Here is a 23,720-nt window from a genome sequence, read left to right as displayed (position 1 = left end):
ATAAAAAATGACAGAATACGAAAAATAAGGCATAGTCTGCCCCCTCTTCATATTCTGTCACATATATAAATTTCTTTTCACGATGCGAAATGCTCGATTTTCTATAGAAAAACGACGTAAACCGCTTCATAAAAGCATTGCCTTTCAGCTATATATTGTAACAAATTCTATTTTATATACAAATTATAGCACAGGATTTGTTACAAAAGCAATAACTATTGGTGTTTTTCCGGACTTAAATTTAATAAAATTTTCCGCAACCGAGGTAACGCCTTTACTGATGCGTTCGTCTATCACACCCTGGCCCAAAAGCCTTGATATTTCCTTCATTGAAAGGTCTTTTAACTCATCTGAGATCTCATTAAATTTCTCATCGTCAAGAAAGCCTCTGCACATGATATTTAAGTCCGATACGCATCTTCCGGTCTTCTTATCAATGCAGATTTCGATTATGACAACGCCCGACTCGGATAAGCGCATTCTGTCGCAAATAACAGTGTTATCGATCTTGCTCTTTTCCCGCCCGTCTATAAGTATTTCGTTTAAGGTGATCTTACCGGAAACACTGCAACTATTTTCCGTAAGTTCGACCATATCGCCGTTTTTTATAAGAAAGACATTTCCAGCCGGAATGCCTACTTCTGTCGCTATTTTCTTTGCTTCTCTTCTGTATCTGTACTCTCCGTGCGCAGGGATTACGAATTTTGGATGAAGCATGGTAAACAGTAGCTTTAGTTCTTCTGCGCAGGCGTGTCCCGTAGCGTGAAGATCCTGAAATTCTATCTTTGCCCCCTGCTCCTCGAGGCTGTTTATCGTTTGACTGAATTCCAGCTCACTACCATGAATCGTGACTGAGCTGAACAGAACCACGTCATTTTTCTTTATCCTGATAACGGGATTGTTTCCTGCGGCGATCTCGGCGATACACTTTACAGATTCTCCGTGATTACCCGTCGTGAGGAAAATCAGCTCCTCATCCTTGTACTTATCAAGCATATCGTTTTCAACAAGCATGTCATCCGGGATATCAATATATCCAAGTTTTCGTGCCGCCGAAAAGACATCGAGAAGAAGGTCTCCCTCAAGTGCGATCTTTCGTCCGTATTTTTGTCCAAGCTTTATTATCTGCTGGATTCTGTCCATATTGGTCGCAAATGTCACGATTATAAGCCTGTTATCACGATACATGTTCATGAATCTGTCGAGCTGTTCGTTGACATATCTCTCCGACCGCGAAAAGCCGCTCTGCATGGCATTCGTACTGTCAGACAAGACTGCAAGCACGCCTTTTGTCCCGAGTGCGGAAAGTCTCGCAAGATCGGCTGTTTTGCTCATTACAGGGGACATGTCAAATTTGAAATCGCCTGTATCAAATATTATTCCCTGAGAGGTATAGATCGCGAGCATGGCTGAATCCGGTATGCTGTGATTGCCTCTTATAAATTCAATCTTAAAATTGCCGACAACTATGGTGCTTCCGAATTTTATTGCCTTTGTCTTGATCTTTTTTATCCCGAAATCCTGAAATTTCTTTTCCACCATCGCGATGGTAAGCGGAGTTCCGTAAACAGGCACGTTGATTCCGTCAAAAACGTACGGAAGAGCTCCTATATGGTCCTCGTGCCCGTGTGTAAGAATTATTCCCTTAAATCTATCGATATTCTCTTTAATATAGCTTATATCAGGTATTATCGCCGCAACGCCGGGCAGATTGTTGGGTGGAAAAGACATCCCACAGTCAATTGCGATAATGCTGTCTGAAGACTCTATAAGAGTCATATTCATACCGATCTTGTCGAATCCGCCAAGCGGAATGATCTTAATACTGTCTCCCATCTAACCTCGTAATCCTTCCGTTATGCTCAATGTTTTTTATCACATATTAGCATTGTATCATTTTCTTACAGTCATTTCCCCGATCATGTTTATTGAATAATAATCACGTATTTCCGAGAGATTATCCGTTATTCCAAGTATCCACATGAGCTTTGTAAGCGCCGCCTCTGCAGTCATATCATGGGCTTCCATCGCTCCGATAGCAAGAGTTCTTTTGCCCGTCTCATAGACATCCATCTTGGTGCCTTCATATCTGCACTGCGTACCTACAACAACCGCCATTCCGCCTGAAATGAGCTTATCAAGCGTTCCTATGAAGTCATGCTTTAAGAACGGCATTCCTCCGATTCCGTAGCCTTCAATATATAGCCCTTTATATCCCTGGTCGGCAATTGATTCTATAAAGCTTCTGTGCATGCCGGGAAACATCTTAACCATGCATACTTTATCAGAGTAGTTGTTTGAAAGAGTGAAAATACCTGTCCTTTCAGGCACGGCTGAAGTATCAATCTTCATTCCGAGAGAGCTTATCGTCGCGATATTGGGGTAATTGATACTCTCAAAAGCATCAAAACTAAGCGCCCTTACTTTAGACGCCCTGCATCCGAGCATGACTTTTCTGTTGAATGCAACAAATACTCCGGGAATATTGCTTGCCGCCATATGTATCGCACATCTGCAGTTCTCCATGGCATCTGCGACGGGATTTGTTATCGATAACTGCGATCCCGTGATAACAACAGGAATTGCGATGTTTCTCAGCATAAAAGAAAGCATCGAAGACGTATATGCAAGCGTATCTGTTCCATGTATCACAACTATTCCGTCATAGTCATTCCTGCATTCGCTGATGCGCTGCGCAAGCGCCGACCAGTCATCCGGAAAAATATTTGCACTGTCCAAAGAGCAGAAATCTTCTATCTCTATATCTGTATCCCCCGAAACCATCTTCAGCTCTTTCTGCATATCATAGATTGACAATCCCGGTATAAGGCCGTTCTTCTTCATAACCGAAGATAATGTTCCGCCTGTGTTGATTATAAGTATTCTCTTACTCATTGTTCTTTCCTTTTATTTCTACTTCAATTTCAAAAGTTGTGGATTCGCTGATGGAATCCTCCTATGTAAGAATAAAAAAGAGCTTGGAAAAGTGCAAGCACTTTCCAAGCTCTTTATAAAATCAGTGTTTATGCAATCCGATAAGAATTACTCAACGATTGTAGCAACCTTACCTGATCCAACTGTACGTCCACCTTCTCTGATAGCGAACTTAAGACCCTGCTCCATAGCGATAGGGTGAATAAGCTCGATTGACATTGTTACGTGGTCACCAGGCATGCACATCTCAACACCATCGGGAAGGTTGCAGACACCTGTAACGTCAGTTGTTCTGAAGTAGAACTGAGGTCTGTAGTTTGTGAAGAAAGGTGTATGACGGCCACCCTCGTCCTTTGTAAGAACGTAAACCTCAGCAGTGAACTTTGTGTGGCAAGTTACTGTGCCGGGCTTTGTGATAACCTGACCTCTCTGGATTCCATCACGGTCAACACCACGGAGAAGAAGACCAACGTTGTCACCAGCTTCGCAGTAATCCATTGTCTTACGGAACATCTCGATACCTGTTACAACAGACTTAGATGTCTCTTCCTTGATACCAACGATTTCGATTTCGTCGTTGAGGTTAAGGGCACCTCTCTCTACTCTACCAGTAGCAACTGTTCCACGTCCTGTGATTGTGAATACGTCCTCAACAGGCATAAGGAAAGGCTTATCTGTCTCACGAGTAGGTTCAGGGATATACTCATCAACTGTGTTCATGAGCTCGATGATCTTGTCGCCCCACTCGCACTTAGGATCCTCAAGAGCCTTAAGAGCTGATCCACGGATGATAGGTGTATCATCTCCAGGGAACTCATACTCTGTAAGAAGGTCTCTGATCTCCATCTCTACGAGGTCAAGGAGCTCTTCATCATCAACCATATCGCACTTGTTCATGAATACGATGATGTAAGGAACACCTACCTGACGAGCAAGAAGAACGTGCTCCTTTGTCTGAGCCATAACACCATCAGTAGCAGCAACAACGAGGATTGATCCATCCATCTGAGCTGCACCAGTGATCATGTTCTTTACATAGTCAGCGTGGCCAGGGCAGTCAACGTGAGCATAGTGTCTCTTCTCTGTCTCATACTCGATGTGAGCTGAGTTGATTGTGATTCCACGCTCTTTCTCTTCAGGAGCCTTATCGATCTGATCGAATGCTACTGCAGGGCTGAATCCTCTATCAGCAAGTACTGCTGTGATTGCAGCTGTAAGTGTTGTCTTACCATGGTCAACGTGTCCGATTGTTCCAATGTTAACGTGCGGTTTGCTTCTGTCAAATTTAGCTTTTGCCATTTCTAAATATCCTCCTTAAGGTTAAATGTTAAGAGTAACATTTACATACATAATTTCACATACTATATCGATTATAGCCAAACTTTAGCGTTTAATCAATATTTATTTTCCCTTATTCGAAAGAACTTTCTCCTGAACGTTCTTAGGAACGGGCTCATATTTTTCAAAGAACATTGAGTAGTTACCACGACCCTGTGTTCTTGAACGAAGATCTGTAGCGTATCCGAACATCTCAGCAAGAGGAACATAAGCTCTTACGATCTTTCCGCCGCCAAGATCATCCATTCCTTCTACACGTCCACGACGAGAGTTAACGTCACCGATAACATCTCCCATGTACTCTTCAGGCATTGTAACTTCAACCTTCATGATAGGCTCAAGAAGTACAGGTGATCCCTTAGCCATAGCATCCTTGAACGCCATTGATCCGGCAATATGGAATGCCATTTCTGATGAATCGACTTCGTGATATGATCCGTCGTATACAGTAGCATGTACACCTACAACAGGATATCCACCAAGTGTTCCGGCCTTCATAGCCTCTTCGATACCTTCGCTGATAGGCTGGATGAATTCCTTAGGAATAGCACCACCGACAACTTCGCTATCAAACTGGTAAAGGTTATCTCCGTTGGCATCCATGGGCTCGAAACGAACTTTACAGTGTCCGTACTGACCACGTCCACCGGACTGCTTAGCATACTTAGACTCGATATCAACAGCCTTTGTAAGAGCCTCTCTGTAAGCAACCTGAGGTGCACCAACGTTAGCCTCAACTTTGTACTCACGAAGAAGTCTGTCTACGATGATATCAAGATGAAGCTCACCCATTCCGGCAATAATTGTCTGACCTGTCTCAGAGTTTGTATGAGCTCTGAATGTAGGATCTTCTTCAGCAAGCTTCTGAAGAGCCTCATCAAGCTTCTGCTGACCGGCCTTAGTCTTAGGCTCGATAGCAAGCTCGATAACGGGATCAGGGAATTCCATAGACTCAAGGATAACAGGATTCTTCTCATCGCAAAGTGTATCACCTGTTACAGTGTTCTTAAGACCAACTGCTGCAGCGATATCACCTGAGAATACCTTATCAAGGTCAGATCTCTTGTTAGCGTGCATCTGAAGAATACGTCCAAGACGTTCCTTATTATCTTTTGAGCTGTTAAGTACGTATGAACCTGAGTTTGCAGTACCACGATATACACGGAAGAATGCAAGCTTTCCTACGAAAGGATCGCTGACAATCTTGAATGCAAGAGCTGCAAACGGGCCATCGTCTGTTGACTCAATCTCAACTTCATTGCCATCCATGTCTGTACCCTTACAAGCAGGGATATCAACAGGTGAAGGCATGAATTCGATAACTGCGTCAATAAGTTTCTGAATACCTCTGTTTCTGTGTGCTGATCCGCAGCATACAGGGAAAGCCTTACATTCGCAAGTTGCCTTACGAAGTGCAGCCTTAAGAGCTTCCTTAGAAGGCTCGTTACCCTCAAGGTATTCCATCATAAGATCCTCATCAAGATCACAGATCTTCTCAACGAGTTCGCTGTGATAAAGCTCAGCATCATCCTTAAGGTCTGCAGGAATCTCACCGATTGTGATATCCTCACCCTTATCATCATTGTAGATGTATGCCTGCATCTCGAAAAGGTCGATAACACCCTGGAACTGATCCTCAGCTCCGATAGGGATTTCGATCATAATAGCATTTTTCTTAAGTCTGTTACGAATCTGCTCTACAGCTCCGTAATAGTCTGCTCCGATGATATCCATCTTGTTGATGAATGCCATACGTGGAACATTAAATCCATCAGCCTGACGCCAAACATTTTCAGACTGAGGCTCAACGCCTTCCTTAGCACTGAATACGCCTACAGCGCCATCAAGTACTCTAAGTGAACGCTCAACCTCAACGGTAAAGTCTACGTGACCGGGAGTATCAATGATATTGATACGATGCTCAAGAGCACCGGGCTTAGTCTTTCCGTTTTCCTGAAGTGTCCAGTGGCATGTTGTAGCTGCGGATGTGATAGTGATACCTCTCTCCTGCTCCTGTTCCATCCAGTCCATGGTAGCAGTACCTTCATAGGTCTCACCAATCTTATAATTTACACCGGTATAGTAAAGAATACGCTCTGTAAGTGTAGTCTTACCTGCGTCGATATGCGCCATGATACCGATGTTCCTGGTTCTCTCCAATGGGTATTGTCTATCAGCCAAAGGTTCTTCCTCCTAAAAAATCTGAAATCTCACCAGATTAGAATCTGTAATGTGAGAATGCCTTGTTTGCTTCTGCCATCTTGTGCATGTCTTCTTTTCTCTTTACAGCTGCACCAGTGTTATTGTATGCATCCATAATCTCTGAAGCGAGTCTGTCAACCATAGTCTTCTCGCCTCTTGCACGTGAAAATGTGACAAGCCAACGAAGTGCAAGCGCCTGACGTCTATCGGGTCTAACCTCGATAGGAACCTGGTAAGTAGCACCACCAATACGTCTAGCCTTAACCTCGAGTGCGGGCATGATGTTATTCATTGCTCCCTCGAAAATTTCAAGAGCGGGCTTTCCACCCTTCTCTTCTACCTGTGCAAATGCACCATATACGATCTTCTGAGCAACACCCTTTTTACCATCAAGCATTACCTGATTAACAAGCTTAGTAACAACCTTGTTATCGTATAAAGGATCTGCTAATACGTCACGTTTTACAATATGTCCTTTACGCGGCACGGTTCTTCCCTCCTTTAGAATCGCTAGTGAAGAAATATCTTCACTGCTTACTATAAATCATCGGTACTCACTAATTTAGTGTACGTGCGGTTTTCTAACTTTAGAACAATAATACTGCCCGTAATACAGGCGTGTTACTACTATATCTATACAGAATAGAATCCCAACACTTAAAAAATTAGATCAATTAATAAATTACTTGGCAGCCTTAGGTCTCTTAGCGCCATACTTAGAACGAGCCTGTTTTCTGTCGGCTACGCCTGCAGTATCAAGAGTACCTCTGATGATGTGATACCTTGTACCAGGCAGATCCTTAACTCTTCCACCACGGATGAGAACTACGCTATGCTCCTGAAGGTTGTGACCTTCTCCGGGAATGTAGCTTGTTACCTCGATACCGTTAGAAAGACGTACTCTGGCGATTTTTCTCAGAGCAGAGTTAGGCTTCTTAGGGGTTGCTGTCTTAACTGCTGTGCAAACACCACGCTTCTGAGGAGAAGCTGTTGCAGTTGCTTTCTTATGAAGAGAGTTAAAACCCTTCTGCAACGCAGGTGCTGTAGACTTCTTAACAGATGTCTGACGACCCTTTCTAACTAACTGGTTAAATGTTGGCATTCCTTTCACCTCCTGTTTTGATGTAAAACATATATGCACACAACAAAGGGGTAAAAAATCACCCCTTTGAAAGTACACGCAATTATAAAGTATAAGTATAAATCAAAATAATGTCAACTTTTTTATTATTCGTCTTCAGATACAGAAACTTCCTCGTCGAAATCATCATCATTGACAATTACTTCGTCATCTAAATCTCTCTTCTTTTTCTTAAGAATGAGCTTCTCAGCATCTGCAAAGTTTGCGTCGGTATTAAGAGGAGTATTTCTGTATCTCTTCATACCTGTACCTGCAGGGATCAACTTACCGATAATAACGTTCTCTTTAAGTCCGATAAGTGGATCAACCTTTCCTTTGATAGCAGCATCTGTAAGAACCTTGGTTGTTTCCTGGAAGGAAGCAGCTGACAAGAATGAGTTTGTTGCAAGAGCTGCCTTAGTAATACCAAGTATTACCTGCTTGCCCTCTGCAGGTCTCTTTCCTTCAGATATAAGTGCTTCATTGCTGTCCTCAAAGTCAAGCACATCTACAAGTGTTCCGGGAAGGAAATCTGTATCTCCGCTCTCGTCGATTCTTACCTTCTTGAGCATCTGACGAACGATAACCTCGATATGCTTATCGCAGATATCAACACCCTGTAAGCGGTAAACTCTCTGAACTTCTCTTAAGAGGTAATCCTGTACTGCACGGATTCCCTTGATCTTAAGAAGATCGTGAGGGTTAACTGAACCTTCTGTAAGTTCATCACCGGCTTCAATTGTTGTTCCGTCCTGAACCTTGATACGTGATCCGTAAGGGATGAGGTAAGCTTTTGACTCGCCGGTCTCATCATTTGTTACGATAACTTCACGCTTCTTCTTTGTATCTCTGATCTCAGCTCTTCCGTCAAGTTCTGAGATGATTGCAAGTCCCTTAGGCTTTCTTGCCTCGAACAACTCCTCTACACGGGGAAGACCCTGTGTGATATCGCCACCGGCAACACCACCTGTATGGAATGTTCTCATGGTAAGCTGTGTACCGGGCTCACCGATTGACTGAGCAGCTATGATACCAACTGCCTCACCGACCTGTACTGCCTCACCTGTTGCCATGTTAGCACCGTAGCACTTAGCACAGATTCCGTTGTGTGAACGGCAAGTAAGGATTGTACGAATCTTAACTGCCTCAACAGGCTGTCCCTTAGCATTAACGCCTACTGAAAGGATCTTAGCGGCACGGGAAGGAGTAATCATATGATTCTTCTTAACGATTACGTTTCCGTCCTTGTCCTTGATAGTCTCACATGAATATCTTCCTGTGATTCTGTCCTTCAAAGGCTCAATTGTTTCCTTACCATCCATGAATGCCTTAACTGTCATTCCGGGGATAACATCCTTATCGGCACAGCAGTCAATGTCACGAATAATAAGTTCCTGTGATACGTCAACCATTCGACGTGTAAGGTATCCTGAATCGGCTGTTCTAAGAGCTGTATCTGACAGACCCTTACGAGCACCGTGAGCTGACATAAAGTATTCCAAAACGTCAAGACCTTCACGGAAGTTTGACTTGATAGGAAGCTCGATGGTACGACCTGTTGTATCAGCCATAAGTCCACGCATACCTGCGAGCTGCTTGATCTGCTGGTTACTACCACGGGCACCAGAGTCAGCCATCATGTAAATGTTGTTGTACTTATCAAGACCTGCAAGAAGCACATCTGTAAGTTCCTTATCGGTCTCCATCCAAGTATCAACAACTGCACGATAACGCTCTTCGTCAGTGATGAGACCACGACGATAGTTTGCTGCGATCTTATCAACTGTAGCCTGTGCTTCATCAAGCATCTGCTGCTTCTGCGGAGGCACTGTCATATCAGCGATTGAAACGGTCATAGCTGCTCTTGTTGAGTAGTGATAACCTGTAGCCTTGATATTATCAAGAACCTCTGCTGTTGCGAATGTTCCGTGTGTATTGATCATAGCGGTAACAATCTGCTTAAGCTGCTTCTTACCAACCATGAAGTCTACTTCAAGCTTAAATGCATTCTCAGGATTGCTTCTGTCTACAAATCCAAGATCCTGAGGAATGATCTCATTGAAGAGGAATCTTCCGAGAGTTGACTCTACGATTCCGCTCTCAACTGTTCCGTCAGGCTTATTTCTCTCCATCCTGATCTTAATTCTGGTCTGCAATGTGCAGTATCCGTTCTCATAAGCAAGGATAGCTTCGTCTACGCTCTTAAAGAACTTGCCTTCACCCATAGCACCGGGTCTTTCCTGTGTAAGATAGTAGATACCAAGTACCATATCCTGTGTAGGAACGTTTACAGGGCCACCATCTGAAGGCTTAAGCAAGTTATTAGGTGAGAGCATAAGGAATCTACACTCAGCCTGTGCCTCTACTGAAAGAGGAAGGTGTACAGCCATCTGGTCACCGTCGAAGTCGGCGTTGAAAGGTGTACATACAAGGGGATGAAGCTTAATAGCCTTACCTTCTACAAGGATAGGCTCGAAAGCCTGAATACCAAGTCTGTGAAGTGTGGGAGCACGGTTAAGCATAACAGGGTGCTCTTTGATAACATCCTCAAGTACATCCCATACCTGCTCATCAAGTCTCTCAACAAGCTTCTTGGCATTCTTTATGTTCTGTGAAATTCCTCTGGAAACAAGTTCCTTCATAACGAAAGGCTTGAAAAGCTCGATAGCCATTTCCTTAGGAAGTCCACACTGGTAAATCTTAAGTTCGGGTCCTACTACGATAACAGAACGTCCTGAATAGTCAACACGCTTACCGAGGAGGTTCTGACGGAATCTTCCGGACTTACCCTTAAGCATATCTGAAAGTGACTTAAGTGCTCTGTTTCCGGGGCCTGTAACAGGTCTTCCTCTTCTTCCGTTATCGATGAGGGCATCAACAGCTTCCTGAAGCATTCTCTTCTCGTTGCGAACGATGATATCAGGTGCACCGAGATCAAGAAGTCTCTTAAGTCTGTTGTTTCTGTTAATAATTCTTCTGTAAAGATCGTTAAGATCTGATGTAGCAAAACGTCCACCGTCAAGCTGTACCATAGGACGAAGATCCGGAGGAATTACAGGAATGCAATCCATGATCATCCATGCAGGAAGGTTTCCTGACTCTCTGAAGGCTTCTACAACCTCGAGACGCTTGATGATTCTTGTTCTCTTCTGTCCGCTGGAAGTATCAAGACCTTCCTTAAGCTCCTGATACTCTTTTTCAAGATCGATATCAAGGAGAAGCTCTTTTATAGCCTCGGCACCCATTCCTGCACGGAACTTAGGGCCCCACTCCTCTCTCGCATCCTGATATTCTTTCTCTGAAAGTACCTGCTTGTACTCAAGTGTTGTCTCACCGGGATCAAGCACTATGTAAGAAGCAAAGTACAATACCTTCTCAAGTACACGGGGTGAAAGATCAAGGATAAGTCCCATTCTGCTGGGGATACCCTTGAAGTACCAGATATGTGATACAGGAGCTGCAAGCTCGATGTATCCCATTCTTTCACGACGTACACTGCTCTTTGTGATCTCTACGCCACAACGGTCGCAGACAACACCCTTATATCTAATCTTCTTGTACTTACCGCAGTGACATTCCCAGTCCTTGGTAGGTCCAAAAATTCTTTCACAGAACAGACCGTCTCTTTCAGGCTTTAATGTTCTGTAGTTAATTGTTTCAGGCTTGGTAACTTCTCCGCTCTTGGGATCGTTATCAATTCTATGTGCCCAGCTTCTGATCTTCTCAGGAGAAGCAAGACCGATCTTGATTGAGTCGAAAGTCATCGGCTGATAGGTCTGCTGCTGGGTTGTTCTTCCACTTGAAGCCTCATTTATTGCTTTATTCATTGTTGAATCAGACATTCGTAACCTCTTTTCTTTGCTTTGTTAGTTACTGCAAATCACTCGTCATCAGATGCATCGCCAAAATCATCAAAACTGTCATCTGAATCAAAGTTTCCGGAATCCTCAACTTCCGATACAAGTTCACCACTTTCATCGAAACGCTGCTGTGTATATCCGTTTGCCTCAAATGATTCCTGTCCATAGTCACGACCTGCGTTATCGCCTTCGATCTCTGTGCGATAATCAGAATCTGTATAATCAACGCTCTCTTTGATTTCAACTTCTGTGTTGTCTTCGCGAAGAACTTTGATGTCAAGTCCGAGTGACTGAAGCTCCTTCAAGAGAACCTTGAATGACTCAGGTACTCCTGGTTCAGGAATATTGTCACCCTTGATAATAGCTTCATATGTCTTAACACGTCCTACAACATCATCAGACTTAACTGTAAGAATCTCCTGCAATGTGTATGCAGCACCGTATGCTTCCAGCGCCCAAACTTCCATCTCACCGAAACGCTGTCCACCGAACTGAGCTTTACCACCCAGAGGCTGCTGTGTAACAAGTGAGTAAGGACCTGTTGAACGAGCATGGATCTTATCGTCAACCAGGTGATGGAGCTTAAGGTAATGCATGTGTCCGATTGTTGTCGGGCTGTCGAACTTCTGACCTGTTCTACCGTCACGAAGCTGAACTTTTCCGTCCGATCTGATCGGAACACCCTTCCAAAGCTCTCTGTGATCTCTGTTCTCATATAAGTAATCCATGATCTCAGGAACAACAATATCTTTGTACTTAGCTTCAAAGTCTTCCCATGAGCTGTTAACGTAATCGTTAGCCATCTCAAGAGTATTCTGAATATCTATCTCGTTAGCACCGTCGAAAATAGGTGTTGCGATGTTAAATCCAAGTGCCTTAGCAGCAAGTGAAAGGTGAATCTCGAGGACCTGTCCGATATTCATACGGGAAGGAACGCCGAGAGGGTTAAGCACGATGTCAAGAGGTCTGCCGTTAGGAAGATAAGGCATATCCTCGATAGGAAGTACGCGGGAAACGACACCCTTGTTACCGTGACGTCCGGCCATCTTATCACCTACGGAAATCTTTCTCTTTTGTGCTATATAGATACGAACTGCCTGGTTAACACCGGGTGAAAGCTCGTCTCCGTTCTCTCTTGTAAATACCTTCGCATCAACGATGATTCCGTACTCACCGTGAGGAACCTTAAGAGATGTATCTCTTACTTCTCTTGCCTTCTCACCAAAGATTGCTCTAAGGAGTCTCTCTTCAGCTGTAAGCTCTGTTTCTCCCTTAGGAGTAACCTTACCTACAAGAATATCACCTGCACGGACCTCAGCACCGATACGGATAATTCCGCGATCATCAAGATCCTTAAGTGCGTCATCACCGACACCGGGAACGTCTCTTGTGATCTCTTCAGGTCCGAGCTTGGTCTCACGAGCTTCTGCTTCATATTCTTCGATATGTACAGATGTGAATACATCGTCACGTACAAGTCTCTCTGAAAGAAGTACAGCATCCTCGTAGTTATAACCTTCCCAAGTCATGAAACCGATAAGAGGGTTCTTACCGAGTCCGAGTTCTCCCTGTGAAGTTGAAGGACCATCGGCAATAACCTGTCCTGCTTCAACATGGTCGCCCTTAAATACGATAGGTCTCTGGTTGTAGCAGTTACTCTGGTTAGATCTCTGGAACTTAATAAGATGGAATTCTTCTTTTTCTCCATCATCATATGTCATCTGAATAAGCTTACTGTCAACAAAATCAACAGTTCCGGCTTTTCTTGCGACTACGCAGACACCTGAGTCAACAGCTGCCTTGCGCTCCATTCCTGTTCCTACTGCAGGAGCTTCTGTTGTAAGAAGCGGCACCGCCTGACGCTGCATGTTTGATCCCATGAGGGCACGGTTAGCATCGTCGTTCTCAAGGAAAGGAATAAGTGCTGTAGCTACTGAGAATACCATTCTCGGAGACACGTCCATGTACTCAAATGCAGTCTTAGGATATGCTGATGTCTCCTCTCTGTAACGACCGGAAACTGTGTTGTTCTTAAAGTATCCGTTCTCGTCAAGAGGTGTATTAGCCTGAGCTACATGATAATTATCTTCTTCATCTGCTGTAAGGTACTCAACCTCGTCAGTAACTCTGGGATTTTCAGGGTCTGACTGGTCTACCTTACGGTATGGAGCCTCAACGAAACCATAATCATTAACTCTTGCATAACTTGCGAGTGAGTTGATAAGACCGATGTTAGGTCCTTCAGGTGTCTCGATAGGGCACATACGTCCATAGTGTGTATAGTGTACGTCTCGAACCTCGAATCCGGCTCTGTCTCTTGAAAGACCACCGGGTCCCAAAGCTGAAAGACGTCTCTTGTGAGTAAGCTCACCAAGAGGGTTGTTCTGGTCCATGAACTGTGAAAGCTGTGATGAACCAAAGAATTCCTTAACAGCAGCCTGTACAGGTTTAATGTTGATAAGGATCTGAGGAGAAACTTCCTCTGTATCATGAGTTGTCATTCTCTCACGAACAACTCTCTCAAGTCTTGAAAGACCGATACGATACTGATTCTGAAGAAGCTCACCTACGCAGCGGATACGTCTGTTGCCCAAGTGATCGATATCATCGTCATTACCGATACCGTATTCAAGGTTGATGTTGTAGTTAATAGAAGCAATGATGTCTTCTCTTGTGATGTGCTTGGGAACAAGCTCATGCACACGCTTCTTGATTGTCTCAGCAAGACCCTCGGGATCGTTCTTTGCTGTATACTCATCAAGAATTTCTTTAAGAACAGGATAATAAACATCCTCATTGATTCCGAGTTCAGCGGGATCGCACTCAATGAAGTGTGTAATATCAACCATCATATTTGAAAGAACCTTAACATTGCGCTCTTCCTCCTGAAGGTATACATAAGGAATAGCACAGTTCTGGATCTCTGTTGCAAGTGCGCGGTCAACCTTAGTACCTGCAGATGCGATCATCTCACCTGTAAGCTCGTCAACTACGTCCTGTGCAAGCACATGACCATTAATTCTGTTCTTGAAATGAAGTTTCTTATTAAACTTATATCTTCCTACCTTAGCAAGGTCATATCTTCTTGAATCGAAGAACATTGCATTGATAAGACTCTCTGCACTCTCTACTGAAAGAGGCTCGCCGGGACGGATTTTTCTGTACAGTTCAAGAAGGCCGCTCTGATAATCTGATGAAGCGTCCTTAGAAAAGCTTCCCTGAATCTTGGGCTCATCGCCAAAGAGTTCGAGAATTTCTTCATTTGTACCTATTCCGAGAGCTCTGATAAGAACTGTTACGGGAACCTTTCTGGTTCTGTCAACTCTTGCGTAGAATACGTCGTTGGAGTCTGTTTCATACTCAAGCCATGCACCTCTGTTAGGAATAACAGTGCATGCTATAAGTTCCTTTCCAACCTTATCGTATGTGATATCGTAGTAGATACCGGGGGAACGTACCAACTGACTGACTATAACTCGCTCGGCTCCGTTGATAACGAACGTGCCCGTCGCAGTCATAAGAGGAAGGTCGCCCATAAATATTTCATGTTCCGTAAATTCGTTCTTTTCCTTGTTGTGAAGGCGAACCTTTACCTTTAAAGGTGCAGCAAATGTTGCATCTCTCTCCTTGCACTTCTCAATCGTATTCTTATTTTTGTCAATCTCATCCTCACAAAGCTTGAAATCAACAAATTCCAGACTGAGTTTGCCACTGTAGTCCTCAATAGGAGAGATATCGTCAAAGACTTCTTTCAAGCCTTCGTCGAGAAACCACTGATAGGAATTCTTCTGAACTTCAATCAGGTTCGGCATCTCCAGGACTTCCTTCTGGCGCTGGAAGCTCATTCGGATGTTCTTACCAGAGCCGGTAGGATGTAATCTGTTTTTTTCCATTGACATTCACCCCGTTCTTTAAGTTTTTTTGATATTGATAAAGACTCTTACCTGCAAGACAGTATAAAAATGCACAGTAAGACACACTACACCATAATAGTGCATCATCCATTGTACTTCTATAGAAACTTCATGTCAAGCAAAATTTAATATTTGCTCTCAAAAATTTTAGAATTCAAAGAAATTAAGAATAAATACGCGGTTTTAACCGATACAAGCGATACAAAGAAAAGACGGACTGCATGTAGCAATCCGCCTTTGAATTTGCATAAAGATTAAATTACTTAAGAGTAACCTTAGCACCCTCAGCCTCAACCTTAGCCTTGATCTCATCAGCCTCAGCCTTAGCAACGTTCTCCTTGATTACCTTAGGAGCGCCCTCTACGAGATCCTTTGCTTCCTTAAGTCCAAGACCTGTGATCTCACGAACAACCTTGATAACCTTAACCTTGTTAGCTCCAACCTCTGTAAGCTCAACGTTGAACTCAGTCTTCTCTTCAGCACCTGCTGCGCCAGCGCCTGCTGCTGCAACTACTACTCCAGCTGCTGCAGATACACCGAACTCTTCCTCGCAAGCCTTTACAAGATCATTTAATTCAAGAACTGTTAACTCTTTGATAGCATCAATAATTTCTGCTGTAGACAACTTTGCCATTTTTATACCTCCGTATAGTATTATTCATAAATATTATATGTTTCGTTTTTTACGAAGCATTGCACAGATTACTCTGCTGCAGATGCTTCAGCTGCAGCTTCCTCAGCTGCGGGTGCTTCAGCTGTTTCAGCCGGAGCAGCTTCCTCTGTTGCAGGAGCTTCCTCGCCACCCTTCTCTGCGATCTGCTTGATAACGCGAGCGAAGTTTGTGATAGGTGACTGCATAGAGCCAAGCAACTTTGAAAGAAGAACATCCTTTGAAGGGATTTCAGCGATTTCTGTCATTGCTGCTGCGTCATAGAATTTACCTTCTATAACACCACCCTTAATCTCAAGGGCCTTAGCCTGCTTAGCGAAATCATAAAGGACACGTGCAGGTGCTGCAGGATCTGTTGTAGATACAGCCATTGCACTAGGTCCATTGAGGAGATCTCCAAGCTGCTCGAAATCTGTTCCCTTGAACGCGAAGTTCATCATTGTGTTCTTATAAACCTTGTAAGTTACGCCTTCTTCACGAAGCTTCTTACGAAGTTCTGTATCCTGCGCAACAGTAAGTCCGCGGTGATCTACAAGAACAACTGCCTGAGCGTCTTTGATCTTCTCTGAAATCTCTTCAACTACAGGCTTTTTAAGTTCAACCTTTGCCATTTTTTTACCTCCTTTTAGAATAAATCCCGAAAAAAAACTCTCGAAGACATCGAGAGTTGAAAAGTCTGAAACTTTAACTTTTCCTCGGCAGGCGCTTGATAAACATTATGTTCTATAAATAGAACACCTGCTGTCTTCGGCTTAGTTCTGCGTTTCTACACAAAACCTCATATAATTTAACACAGATAAGCCGTATTGTCAACACTTATTTGGGACTGATATTACCTTTTGCATCCATATTTATTCCGGGCGACATAGAACACATCGAATCCATGATACGTCTCTTCTCCTCTCCGCTTGCCGCAAAGACCGTACATCCCTGCTGAATTCCGGGGATAAACTGAAGATTGACGTTTCCGTCATTATGAAATGTCGCCTTCACCATGCATGTGTCCTGCGTCTTGGAAGTAAAAATGTAATTTCCCAGACTGTATACAACAGGAACACCGTTTACATAGTCGATCGGTTGAAGTATATGGGGATGAGATCCGATTATAAGATTAGCTCCAGCATCTGCAATTTCTATTGCCTGATCTCTCTGAAGATAATCTATTTCCGTTGTACTCTCCGTTCCCCAATGTATAAACACGACAACAAATGCATTCTTCTCTCTTGCTTCTCTGATCCTGTCAAGCAAAAGAGAATCATCAAGGCATCTGAAAACTCCGGGAGTCTCCTCCGTTGCGCCTTTCGTATCGGGATTAGAAAGCCTCTCAATCTGCGTCGCACAGATGATTGCTATCTTCATCCCATTCTCAGTCAGATAATATATGGGATGCGAAGCTTCATCAATATTTTTTCCCGCTCCACCATAGATAACTCCCGCGTCATGAAGCGCTGTAAAAGAGTCCAAAAGAGCCTGCTCGCCATAATCATATGCATGATTATTTGCAAGCGATACCATATCAACGCCCATCTCATTCAAAACTTTTGTTGTCTCAGGCCTTGCCCTGAATGTATAAGTTTTTCCCTGAAGCGGCTCACCGCCGTACGAATAAGGGAACTCATTATTGACGAGCATAAGATCAACATTTCTCATCTCGGAAAGAAGCTTTTTTCCAAAAATACCTCTCACAGAATCACCATGTTTCTTGAAAGCTTCTCCGACTGCGTAATTGTCGTCAAAGAGAATATCTCCCGCAAAGCCGATAGTCACAGCATCCTTGTCTTTTGTCTTTATAGAATACGAGTATGCTTCATCGCCTTCGTATACTTCTGCAGCATTTCCTGCATTTTCATCTCCGACAATTGCAGCATTTTTAGCCTGACCTGCTTCGGGTATAACATCCCACACCGAAAGAAGACTTTCGGAATCACTCGACGATCCGTCGAATAAAGCAACTATTCCGATTACAAAAATCCCACTAAATACCACAATCAGGAATGTTGCCGCAAATGCGAACGATGCATTTCTTAAAGTTTTTGTGTTTTTAGCAAAATGTTGTTTCATAACAAAGAGTATACCACAATATATTGTTGATAACAAAACATCAGCAAGTGCTCTGGTCAAATAAAAAGAACGAATCTTTCGATTCGTTCTTTAATGTATTCAGTATGTTTATCAATACTTGTTTGCTACAACCTTTACGCCAGGGCCCATTGTTGTTGCAAGAGTGATGCTCTTGAGGTACTGACCCTTTACAGATGAAGGCTTAGCCTTTGCGATTGCATCCATAAGTGCGTTGAAGTTCTGCTCAAGCTGTTCCTCTGAGAAAGAAGCCTTTCCAACAGGAACATGAATGATGTTAGCCTTATCAAGTCTGTACTCGATCTTACCGGCTTTGATATCATTAACAGCCTTAGTTACATCCATAGTAACTGTGCCTGCCTTAGGGTTAGGCATGAGACCCTTAGGTCCGAGAACCTTACCGAGACGTCCTACAACACCCATCATGTCAGGTGTAGCAACTACAACGTCGAAATCAAGCCATCCTTCGTTCTGGATCTTAGGAATAAGTTCCTCTCCACCAACGAAATCTGCTCCGGCAGCCTGAGCCTCGTCAAGCTTTGTTCCCTTAGCAAATACAAGAACCTTAACAGTCTTACCTGTTCCGTTAGGAAGAACAACAGCGCCTCTGATCTGCTGATCAGCGTGACGGCTGTCACAACCTGTCTTGATATGAACTTCTACAGTTTCATCAAATTTAGCAGTTGCTGATTTCTTAACAAGAGCTATTGCATCAGCGGCTTCATACTGCTGTGTCTTATCAATAAGCTTAGCAGCTTCTAAGTATTTCTTTCCGTGTTTCATCTCTCATCCTCCATCAGTCTTCTACTACGATTCCCATACTACGTGCTGTTCCAGCGATCATGCTCATAGCAGCCTCGATATCAACAGCATTAAGGTCAGGCATCTTTGTCTCTGCAATCTTTCTAACTTCTTCCTTAGAAATAGTTGCAACCTTAGTCTTGTTAGGAACTCCTGAACCCTTCTGGATCTTAGCAGCTTTCTTAAGAAGAACTGCTGCAGGTGGAGTCTTTGTGATGAATGTGAAACTTCTGTCTGCATATACAGTGATAACTACAGGGATGATAACGTCACCCTTGTCTGCTGTACGTGCGTTAAACTGCTTTGTGAATTCACCGATGTTTACACCGTGCTGACCAAGTGCGGGTCCAACCGGTGGTGCTGGTGTTGCTTTACCAGCCTGGATCTGTAACTTAATGTATCCTTCGACTTTCTTTGCCATTTTGGCACCTCCTGAAAATATGTGGTCGGCGCATCATCTCCTGGAAACGATGCTCCCACTCCAGTGACATGCCCCAAACAGGGCTATATATCCAAGCGCTCTCGCACTTAAATATCAAAAAATAAATGATCTGCTATACAAATCAGCTGTCAATTCTTCTTACTTCAGCGAAACTGATTTCTACAGGTGTCTCACGTCCAAAGAGATCTACGTTAATGGTAGCTGTCTGCTTACCAAAATCCATTCTCTGAACAACACCCGCTGTATCCTTCCAAACTCCGGCTACAACTGCAATCTCATCACCAACACCGAAATCAACAGAAACTGTATCTGTCTTGATTCCGAGAGGCTTAATCTCAGCATCTGTAAGAGGAACCGGCTTGCTTCCGGGACCTACGAAACCGGTAACACCACGTGTGTTACGCACTACATACCAAGTCTCATCGTTCATATCCATGTTCACGAGGACATAGCCGGGGAACATCTTTCTCTGAACGTTCTTGCGAACACCATTCTTAACTTCAACTACATCCTGAAGAGGGATCCTTACTTCAAAGATCTGATTCTCAAGATGTCTGTTAATGATGGCACTCTCAAGGTTATCCTTAACCTTCTTCTCGTATCCGGAATATGTGTGCACAACATACCAATGAGCGTTTTCGTTCGTATCAGTACTCTGTGTTTCAGCCGCTGCCTCATTGTCTGCGGAAGCGGTTGAATCTGATAATACCTCATCAGATTCAAAAGACTTTTCCATCTCTTCTGACATATTATCTCCTTATTATTTAGAAACAGACATTAAAAGATTAATGCCTTCTTCAAACGCATAGTCCAATACAGCTATCAAGATACAGCAAACAATAGAAGCAACCACAACTGCGGTTGTCTGCTTAACAACATCATCTTTTGTAAGCCAGATAATCTTGCCAATTTCCGCTTTTACACCTTCAAAAAATCCTCTGATCTTGTCAACGAATGACTTACCGGATTTCTTTGAAGTTTTGGACTTGTTCTCTACTACCTTGGTCTCTTCCATACCCGCAGTCTACCTCCTATACAAGGATGAAAATTACTTTGTCTCTTTATGTAAAGTATGAGCTTTGCAGAAAGGGCAATACTTCTTCATCTCAACACGATCAGGATGTGTCTTCTTATCCTTTGTTGTGTCATAGTTACGATTTTTGCACTCTGTGCAAGCCAATGTAATTCTTGTACGCATTATCTCACCTCCGGGCGTAATAGTCGTTTAATAAACAATACTTAAATAACTTATTTTTAAGCATAAAAAAAAGACATAAATCTTTTGTCGCCTACTCAATATATCATACAGGCATACCTTCGTCAACGAATTTTTTCATTTATAGACAAACTCTCTCTGCACATAGAAGCTGATAAGGAAAAGCATGCCGTCCACAGCGATCTTTATGCACACTTCGGGGATCATAGGCATGATACCGTGTCCGAGCGTGACAAAAAATCCGCTAAGCAGCATGATTGCTACCGCCAGCGCAAAATAAGAAATTGCGGCTTTCGATTTTTCTTTTTCTCCCGAAAAAACAATTTCATAATTAATGAAGAAATTATATGTCGCCGAGATTATTCTCGCCAATATCGTAGAAAGCATGATATAACCCATCTTCACAGGCGCATTCACAAGCACCGTGCAGAAAAATCCAAAAAGCACCATGTCCAGAAGGCATGATGAAACGGACGAAAGCAGGAACTTAAAGAAAACCGCATAGATCCTGAGCGAATCAAGCAGCGGATTAAAGTGGCTTGACTTATTTTCCTCAAGATATATTGTATCCACGGGAACTTCAATTATGCTGATATCCTTTTCTTTTGTGGCTATGAGCATATTTGTCTCAAACTCAAAGCGCTCCCCTTTTTCGGTCAAAAGATATTTCATAAAATCCACGCCGATTCCGCGAAGTCCGGTCTGCGTATCGCTTATCTTAAGTCCAAGAAGAAGGTTCATGACACGGCTTGTTGTCTTATTTCCAAACACACTTCTTGCAGGAATTCCGGGCTTTCCGAAATCTCTCACACCGAGAATGAGCGACTTGATGTTATCCGCCAGAACTTCACCGCACTTGCAGATATCTTTTACAGAATGCTGCCCGTCGGAATCCGCGGTAACAACACCGACAAGATTGTCATACTCATTGATGCAATGATTAAATGCCTCCTTGAGTGCCCTTCCCTTTCCCATATTAACGGCATTTCTCAAGGTCACAGCACCGAGCTTTCTGACCTCATCAAAAGTGTGCCCGTATTTTACGGGATCTGAGCCGTCATCAACCACGATTACAGGCTCTGTCGTTGTTTCGACAAGCTCTTTTACCAATCTGATAAGTTCTTCTCCCGGCTCATATGCCGGAATGACAATAGGAACAGCACCTTTACTCAAGAGTTACTCCCCTTCCACTGTTTATTATTTTGTATATTTTGCAACTTTCGAACTTACTTCCTTCTTTTAAAAGAGGTAAGAAAAGATCTTTTGAGATTTCATCGTCATCTTCAATGTATAAATATGAAGCATGACTTGCAAGCAGTTTATCACCGATCGATGCCGTATCATCGGATTCAGTCATAAAACCGTCATAGACAAGGGCGACAGGTGATGCCTCCTTGTTAATATATGCATTGTGGACCCAGTACGAAGAATGTCCGTCGCGCATAACCAGAATTCTCTTGCCCTGCAGTTCCTTATCAGCAGTCACGTTATCCACAAGGAGTCTTCCTTTTTCACCGATCATGTCCTCTATATAAACCCTGTTTTCCTCCGCCACATCTCTGTAGCCGTTTATATAAAAGAGAAATCCCTTGTAGTCCGCTGTCACAAAGACAAACACAAGAAATGCAAGCGCAAATATCTTTGAATTTTTAAATTCACCCGCACCATTATACAATACCCCGGCCAAAAGATACACCCCGCCAAGCATAAAAGGACAGCCGTATCTGGCAATCGAAAGCGACATCGCATAGGCATCAAGGTACTGATCTTCCGTCTGAAAGATTGATATATGCGCCAAAAAGATGATCCCGTAAGCCAAAAGTGCCGTAGCTGCGGTAAAAATCGCAAGCTTCATAATATCTTTTTTATCCGCTGCTTTTTTATAAAAGAGAAATGCCAAAAACAATCCCATCAAAACCAGCATCGCGCCCGCAGAAACATCTATCGTAAGATTGCTGTCTCCATGCATCGGAAGAAGCCAAAAGCCTTTCATAAAAAAGCCTGCTTTGTCCATCGTATTTGCAGGAGCCACGTAATCGCCGGAAGTTGCAAGACGTATTCCCGCCCCGGTCAACTTGGCAACCCTTCTGTTGATGAAACAAAATCCAAGCCATGAGCCGTAGACCATAAAACTTGCGACTCCGGAAGCAATGTACTTTTGCATATTCTTTTGCCCAAAAACAATTCCGAACACGAATGCAAATGCCGCCCACTCTGCTCCGACCGATTTTGTCAAAAGAAGAACCGATGCATACAAAAAGATCTTTATATAATAAAATTCTTCATTATTCAAATTCTCATTTCCGCATCTGCCGTTCCAAAGTGTCAGAAGAAGCGCCCCGTACACGATTCCCATCGTCACATCCGCAGGAGTTCCGTAGTAGATTATTCCGTTGAATATTCCGGGAAAAAGAATCATCGACACAAAATAAAGCACCGTAAGCGCATTCTTTTTTGCCCCCGAAAACTTATCCGCCGCTTTCTTCACAACTCCGAAAAGAGGCATCATGAATATTGTATTGGTCACGAAATATCCGAGAAACTGCAGGTTTTCTCTGTACTTTCCAAGTCCCGTGAAAAGAAACAGACACTTATACAATGAGCCCGCGGGCGGATAATCGCCAAACTCAGGCGATACATTGCCATACTTCCCCGCAAATCCGTTCAGATAAAATATCTGCTTGGCATCCTGCGACCAGAAATTAATGTCATCCCACCATGAAAAAGCAAGTCCCGACGTAAGAAAGCCCATTATTACAGCGACCACGATAAGTCCGATAACCTCGGGAGAAAAGATACTCTTCCCGAGCGCCGCAAGCCTTTTGCTCTCAGCATTCTTCTTTTTATCCATAAAAAAAGAAATAACGCTCAGCACTATATACAGAGAAGCAGCAACAAACACGCCGCGCAACGTGCCAATGATAGCAAGAACATACATGGTAAGCCCCAGAACCGCATATGCTACAGGAAGCGTACTTGCCATATTCTCCTTATATCTGTATGAAAAATTTGCAGCCATTAGAATTACTGCGGCCGCGCACAGAATGAATCCGATAAGATCGACAGTCCACATACTATGTTTCCTATTCCCAAATTAGTATTTTCAGATAAAAAAGAAAAACAAAATTATTATAGTATTAATAT

18 protein-coding genes and 1 other annotated feature are annotated in these 23,720 nt (G+C 43.3%); all 18 genes read right to left on the bottom strand.

What is annotated here, in order from left to right:
- Positions 1-183 precede the first annotated feature (183 nt).
- A complete protein-coding gene (locus tag BM398_RS02555; protein WP_092336296.1) occupies positions 184-1,836 on the bottom strand; it encodes a ribonuclease J in 1,653 nt (550 codons plus the stop codon).
- A 57-nt stretch (positions 1,837-1,893) separates the two neighbouring features.
- On the bottom strand, positions 1,894-2,895 hold the full coding sequence (locus BM398_RS02550; protein WP_026655659.1) for an asparaginase: 1,002 nt from the start codon (positions 2,893-2,895) through the stop codon (positions 1,894-1,896).
- Positions 2,896-3,042: 147 nt separating this feature from the next.
- A complete protein-coding gene (tuf, locus tag BM398_RS02545; RefSeq protein WP_092336295.1) occupies positions 3,043-4,233 on the bottom strand; it encodes an elongation factor Tu in 1,191 nt (396 codons plus the stop codon).
- A gap of 102 nt (positions 4,234-4,335) precedes the next feature.
- Positions 4,336-6,453 carry an elongation factor G gene (gene fusA / locus BM398_RS02540; protein ID WP_026667375.1) on the bottom strand — a complete coding sequence of 706 codons (2,118 nt, stop codon included), beginning with the start codon at positions 6,451-6,453 and terminating at the stop codon, positions 4,336-4,338.
- Between the two features lie 37 nt (positions 6,454-6,490).
- Positions 6,491-6,961: a 30S ribosomal protein S7 gene (gene rpsG / locus BM398_RS02535; protein ID WP_026515646.1), complete on the bottom strand. Its 471-nt coding sequence runs from the start codon at positions 6,959-6,961 to the stop codon at positions 6,491-6,493.
- A gap of 195 nt (positions 6,962-7,156) precedes the next feature.
- The gene (rpsL, locus tag BM398_RS02530) at positions 7,157-7,576 is read right to left on the bottom strand and encodes a 30S ribosomal protein S12 (RefSeq protein ID WP_026515647.1); all 420 of its coding nucleotides are present in this window, start codon (positions 7,574-7,576) and stop codon (positions 7,157-7,159) included.
- Positions 7,577-7,701: 125 nt separating this feature from the next.
- Positions 7,702-11,421: a DNA-directed RNA polymerase subunit beta' gene (rpoC, locus tag BM398_RS02525; RefSeq protein ID WP_092336560.1), complete on the bottom strand. Its 3,720-nt coding sequence runs from the start codon at positions 11,419-11,421 to the stop codon at positions 7,702-7,704.
- Between the two features lie 53 nt (positions 11,422-11,474).
- The gene (gene rpoB / locus BM398_RS02520) at positions 11,475-15,347 is read right to left on the bottom strand and encodes a DNA-directed RNA polymerase subunit beta (RefSeq protein WP_026655665.1); all 3,873 of its coding nucleotides are present in this window, start codon (positions 15,345-15,347) and stop codon (positions 11,475-11,477) included.
- Between the two features lie 280 nt (positions 15,348-15,627).
- Positions 15,628-16,002 (bottom strand): 50S ribosomal protein L7/L12, encoded by a 375-nt coding sequence (gene rplL / locus BM398_RS02515; protein WP_092336294.1) that lies wholly within the window; start codon positions 16,000-16,002, stop codon positions 15,628-15,630.
- 68 nt (positions 16,003-16,070) lie between these two features.
- On the bottom strand, positions 16,071-16,649 hold the full coding sequence (gene rplJ, locus BM398_RS02510) for a 50S ribosomal protein L10 (RefSeq protein ID WP_092336293.1): 579 nt from the start codon (positions 16,647-16,649) through the stop codon (positions 16,071-16,073).
- A gap of 21 nt (positions 16,650-16,670) precedes the next feature.
- Positions 16,671-16,807: a sequence feature (ribosomal protein L10 leader region), on the bottom strand.
- A gap of 47 nt (positions 16,808-16,854) precedes the next feature.
- Positions 16,855-18,099 (bottom strand): CapA family protein, encoded by a 1,245-nt coding sequence (locus tag BM398_RS02505; RefSeq protein WP_092336292.1) that lies wholly within the window; start codon positions 18,097-18,099, stop codon positions 16,855-16,857.
- Between the two features lie 111 nt (positions 18,100-18,210).
- On the bottom strand, positions 18,211-18,900 hold the full coding sequence (gene rplA / locus BM398_RS02500) for a 50S ribosomal protein L1 (protein WP_026515652.1): 690 nt from the start codon (positions 18,898-18,900) through the stop codon (positions 18,211-18,213).
- 13 nt (positions 18,901-18,913) lie between these two features.
- Positions 18,914-19,339 (bottom strand): 50S ribosomal protein L11, encoded by a 426-nt coding sequence (gene rplK / locus BM398_RS02495; RefSeq protein WP_026655669.1) that lies wholly within the window; start codon positions 19,337-19,339, stop codon positions 18,914-18,916.
- A gap of 142 nt (positions 19,340-19,481) precedes the next feature.
- Positions 19,482-20,108, bottom strand: coding sequence for a transcription termination/antitermination protein NusG (gene nusG, locus BM398_RS02490; RefSeq protein ID WP_081670765.1), 627 nt, complete (start codon positions 20,106-20,108; stop codon positions 19,482-19,484).
- A gap of 12 nt (positions 20,109-20,120) precedes the next feature.
- The gene (gene secE / locus BM398_RS02485; RefSeq protein ID WP_092336291.1) at positions 20,121-20,375 is read right to left on the bottom strand and encodes a preprotein translocase subunit SecE; all 255 of its coding nucleotides are present in this window, start codon (positions 20,373-20,375) and stop codon (positions 20,121-20,123) included.
- A 33-nt stretch (positions 20,376-20,408) separates the two neighbouring features.
- Positions 20,409-20,558, bottom strand: coding sequence for a 50S ribosomal protein L33 (rpmG, locus tag BM398_RS02480; RefSeq protein ID WP_026515656.1), 150 nt, complete (start codon positions 20,556-20,558; stop codon positions 20,409-20,411).
- Positions 20,559-20,693: 135 nt separating this feature from the next.
- Entirely contained in the window at positions 20,694-21,749 is a 1,056-nt protein-coding gene (locus BM398_RS02475; RefSeq protein ID WP_092336290.1) for a glycosyltransferase, read from the bottom strand.
- On the bottom strand, positions 21,742-23,649 hold the full coding sequence (locus tag BM398_RS02470) for a hypothetical protein (protein ID WP_092336289.1): 1,908 nt from the start codon (positions 23,647-23,649) through the stop codon (positions 21,742-21,744). Before BM398_RS02470 ends, BM398_RS02475 begins: the two co-directional genes overlap by 8 nt.
- Positions 23,650-23,720 lie beyond the last annotated feature (71 nt).

The sequence above is a fragment of the Butyrivibrio sp. M55 genome (genome assembly GCF_900116865.1).
Taxonomy (GTDB): Bacteria; Bacillota; Clostridia; order Lachnospirales; family Lachnospiraceae; genus Butyrivibrio.
Note: the sequence above shows the minus strand (reverse complement) of the source record. Positions and strands in the feature narration are given on the sequence as shown.

What these genes read in the sequence shown, in the direction of transcription:
- BM398_RS02555 (WP_092336296.1), bottom strand. Translation starts at nt 1,836, where the DNA reads ATGGGAGACAGTATTAAGATCATTCCGCTTGGCGGATTCGACAAGATC.
- BM398_RS02550 (WP_026655659.1), bottom strand. Translation starts at nt 2,895, where the DNA reads ATGAGTAAGAGAATACTTATAATCAACACAGGCGGAACATTATCTTCG.
- tuf (WP_092336295.1), bottom strand. Translation starts at nt 4,233, where the DNA reads ATGGCAAAAGCTAAATTTGACAGAAGCAAACCGCACGTTAACATTGGA.
- rpsL (WP_026515647.1), bottom strand. Translation starts at nt 7,576, where the DNA reads ATGCCAACATTTAACCAGTTAGTTAGAAAGGGTCGTCAGACATCTGTT.
- rpoC (WP_092336560.1), bottom strand. Translation starts at nt 11,421, where the DNA reads ATGAATAAAGCAATAAATGAGGCTTCAAGTGGAAGAACAACCCAGCAG.
- rpoB (WP_026655665.1), bottom strand. Translation starts at nt 15,347, where the DNA reads ATGGAAAAAAACAGATTACATCCTACCGGCTCTGGTAAGAACATCCGA.
- rplL (WP_092336294.1), bottom strand. Translation starts at nt 16,002, where the DNA reads ATGGCAAAGTTGTCTACAGCAGAAATTATTGATGCTATCAAAGAGTTA.
- rplJ (WP_092336293.1), bottom strand. Translation starts at nt 16,649, where the DNA reads ATGGCAAAGGTTGAACTTAAAAAGCCTGTAGTTGAAGAGATTTCAGAG.
- BM398_RS02505 (WP_092336292.1), bottom strand. Translation starts at nt 18,099, where the DNA reads ATGAAACAACATTTTGCTAAAAACACAAAAACTTTAAGAAATGCATCG.
- rplA (WP_026515652.1), bottom strand. Translation starts at nt 18,900, where the DNA reads ATGAAACACGGAAAGAAATACTTAGAAGCTGCTAAGCTTATTGATAAG.
- rplK (WP_026655669.1), bottom strand. Translation starts at nt 19,339, where the DNA reads ATGGCAAAGAAAGTCGAAGGATACATTAAGTTACAGATCCAGGCTGGT.
- nusG (WP_081670765.1), bottom strand. Translation starts at nt 20,108, where the DNA reads ATGTCAGAAGAGATGGAAAAGTCTTTTGAATCTGATGAGGTATTATCA.
- secE (WP_092336291.1), bottom strand. Translation starts at nt 20,375, where the DNA reads ATGGAAGAGACCAAGGTAGTAGAGAACAAGTCCAAAACTTCAAAGAAA.
- rpmG (WP_026515656.1), bottom strand. Translation starts at nt 20,558, where the DNA reads ATGCGTACAAGAATTACATTGGCTTGCACAGAGTGCAAAAATCGTAAC.
- BM398_RS02470 (WP_092336289.1), bottom strand. Translation starts at nt 23,649, where the DNA reads ATGTGGACTGTCGATCTTATCGGATTCATTCTGTGCGCGGCCGCAGTA.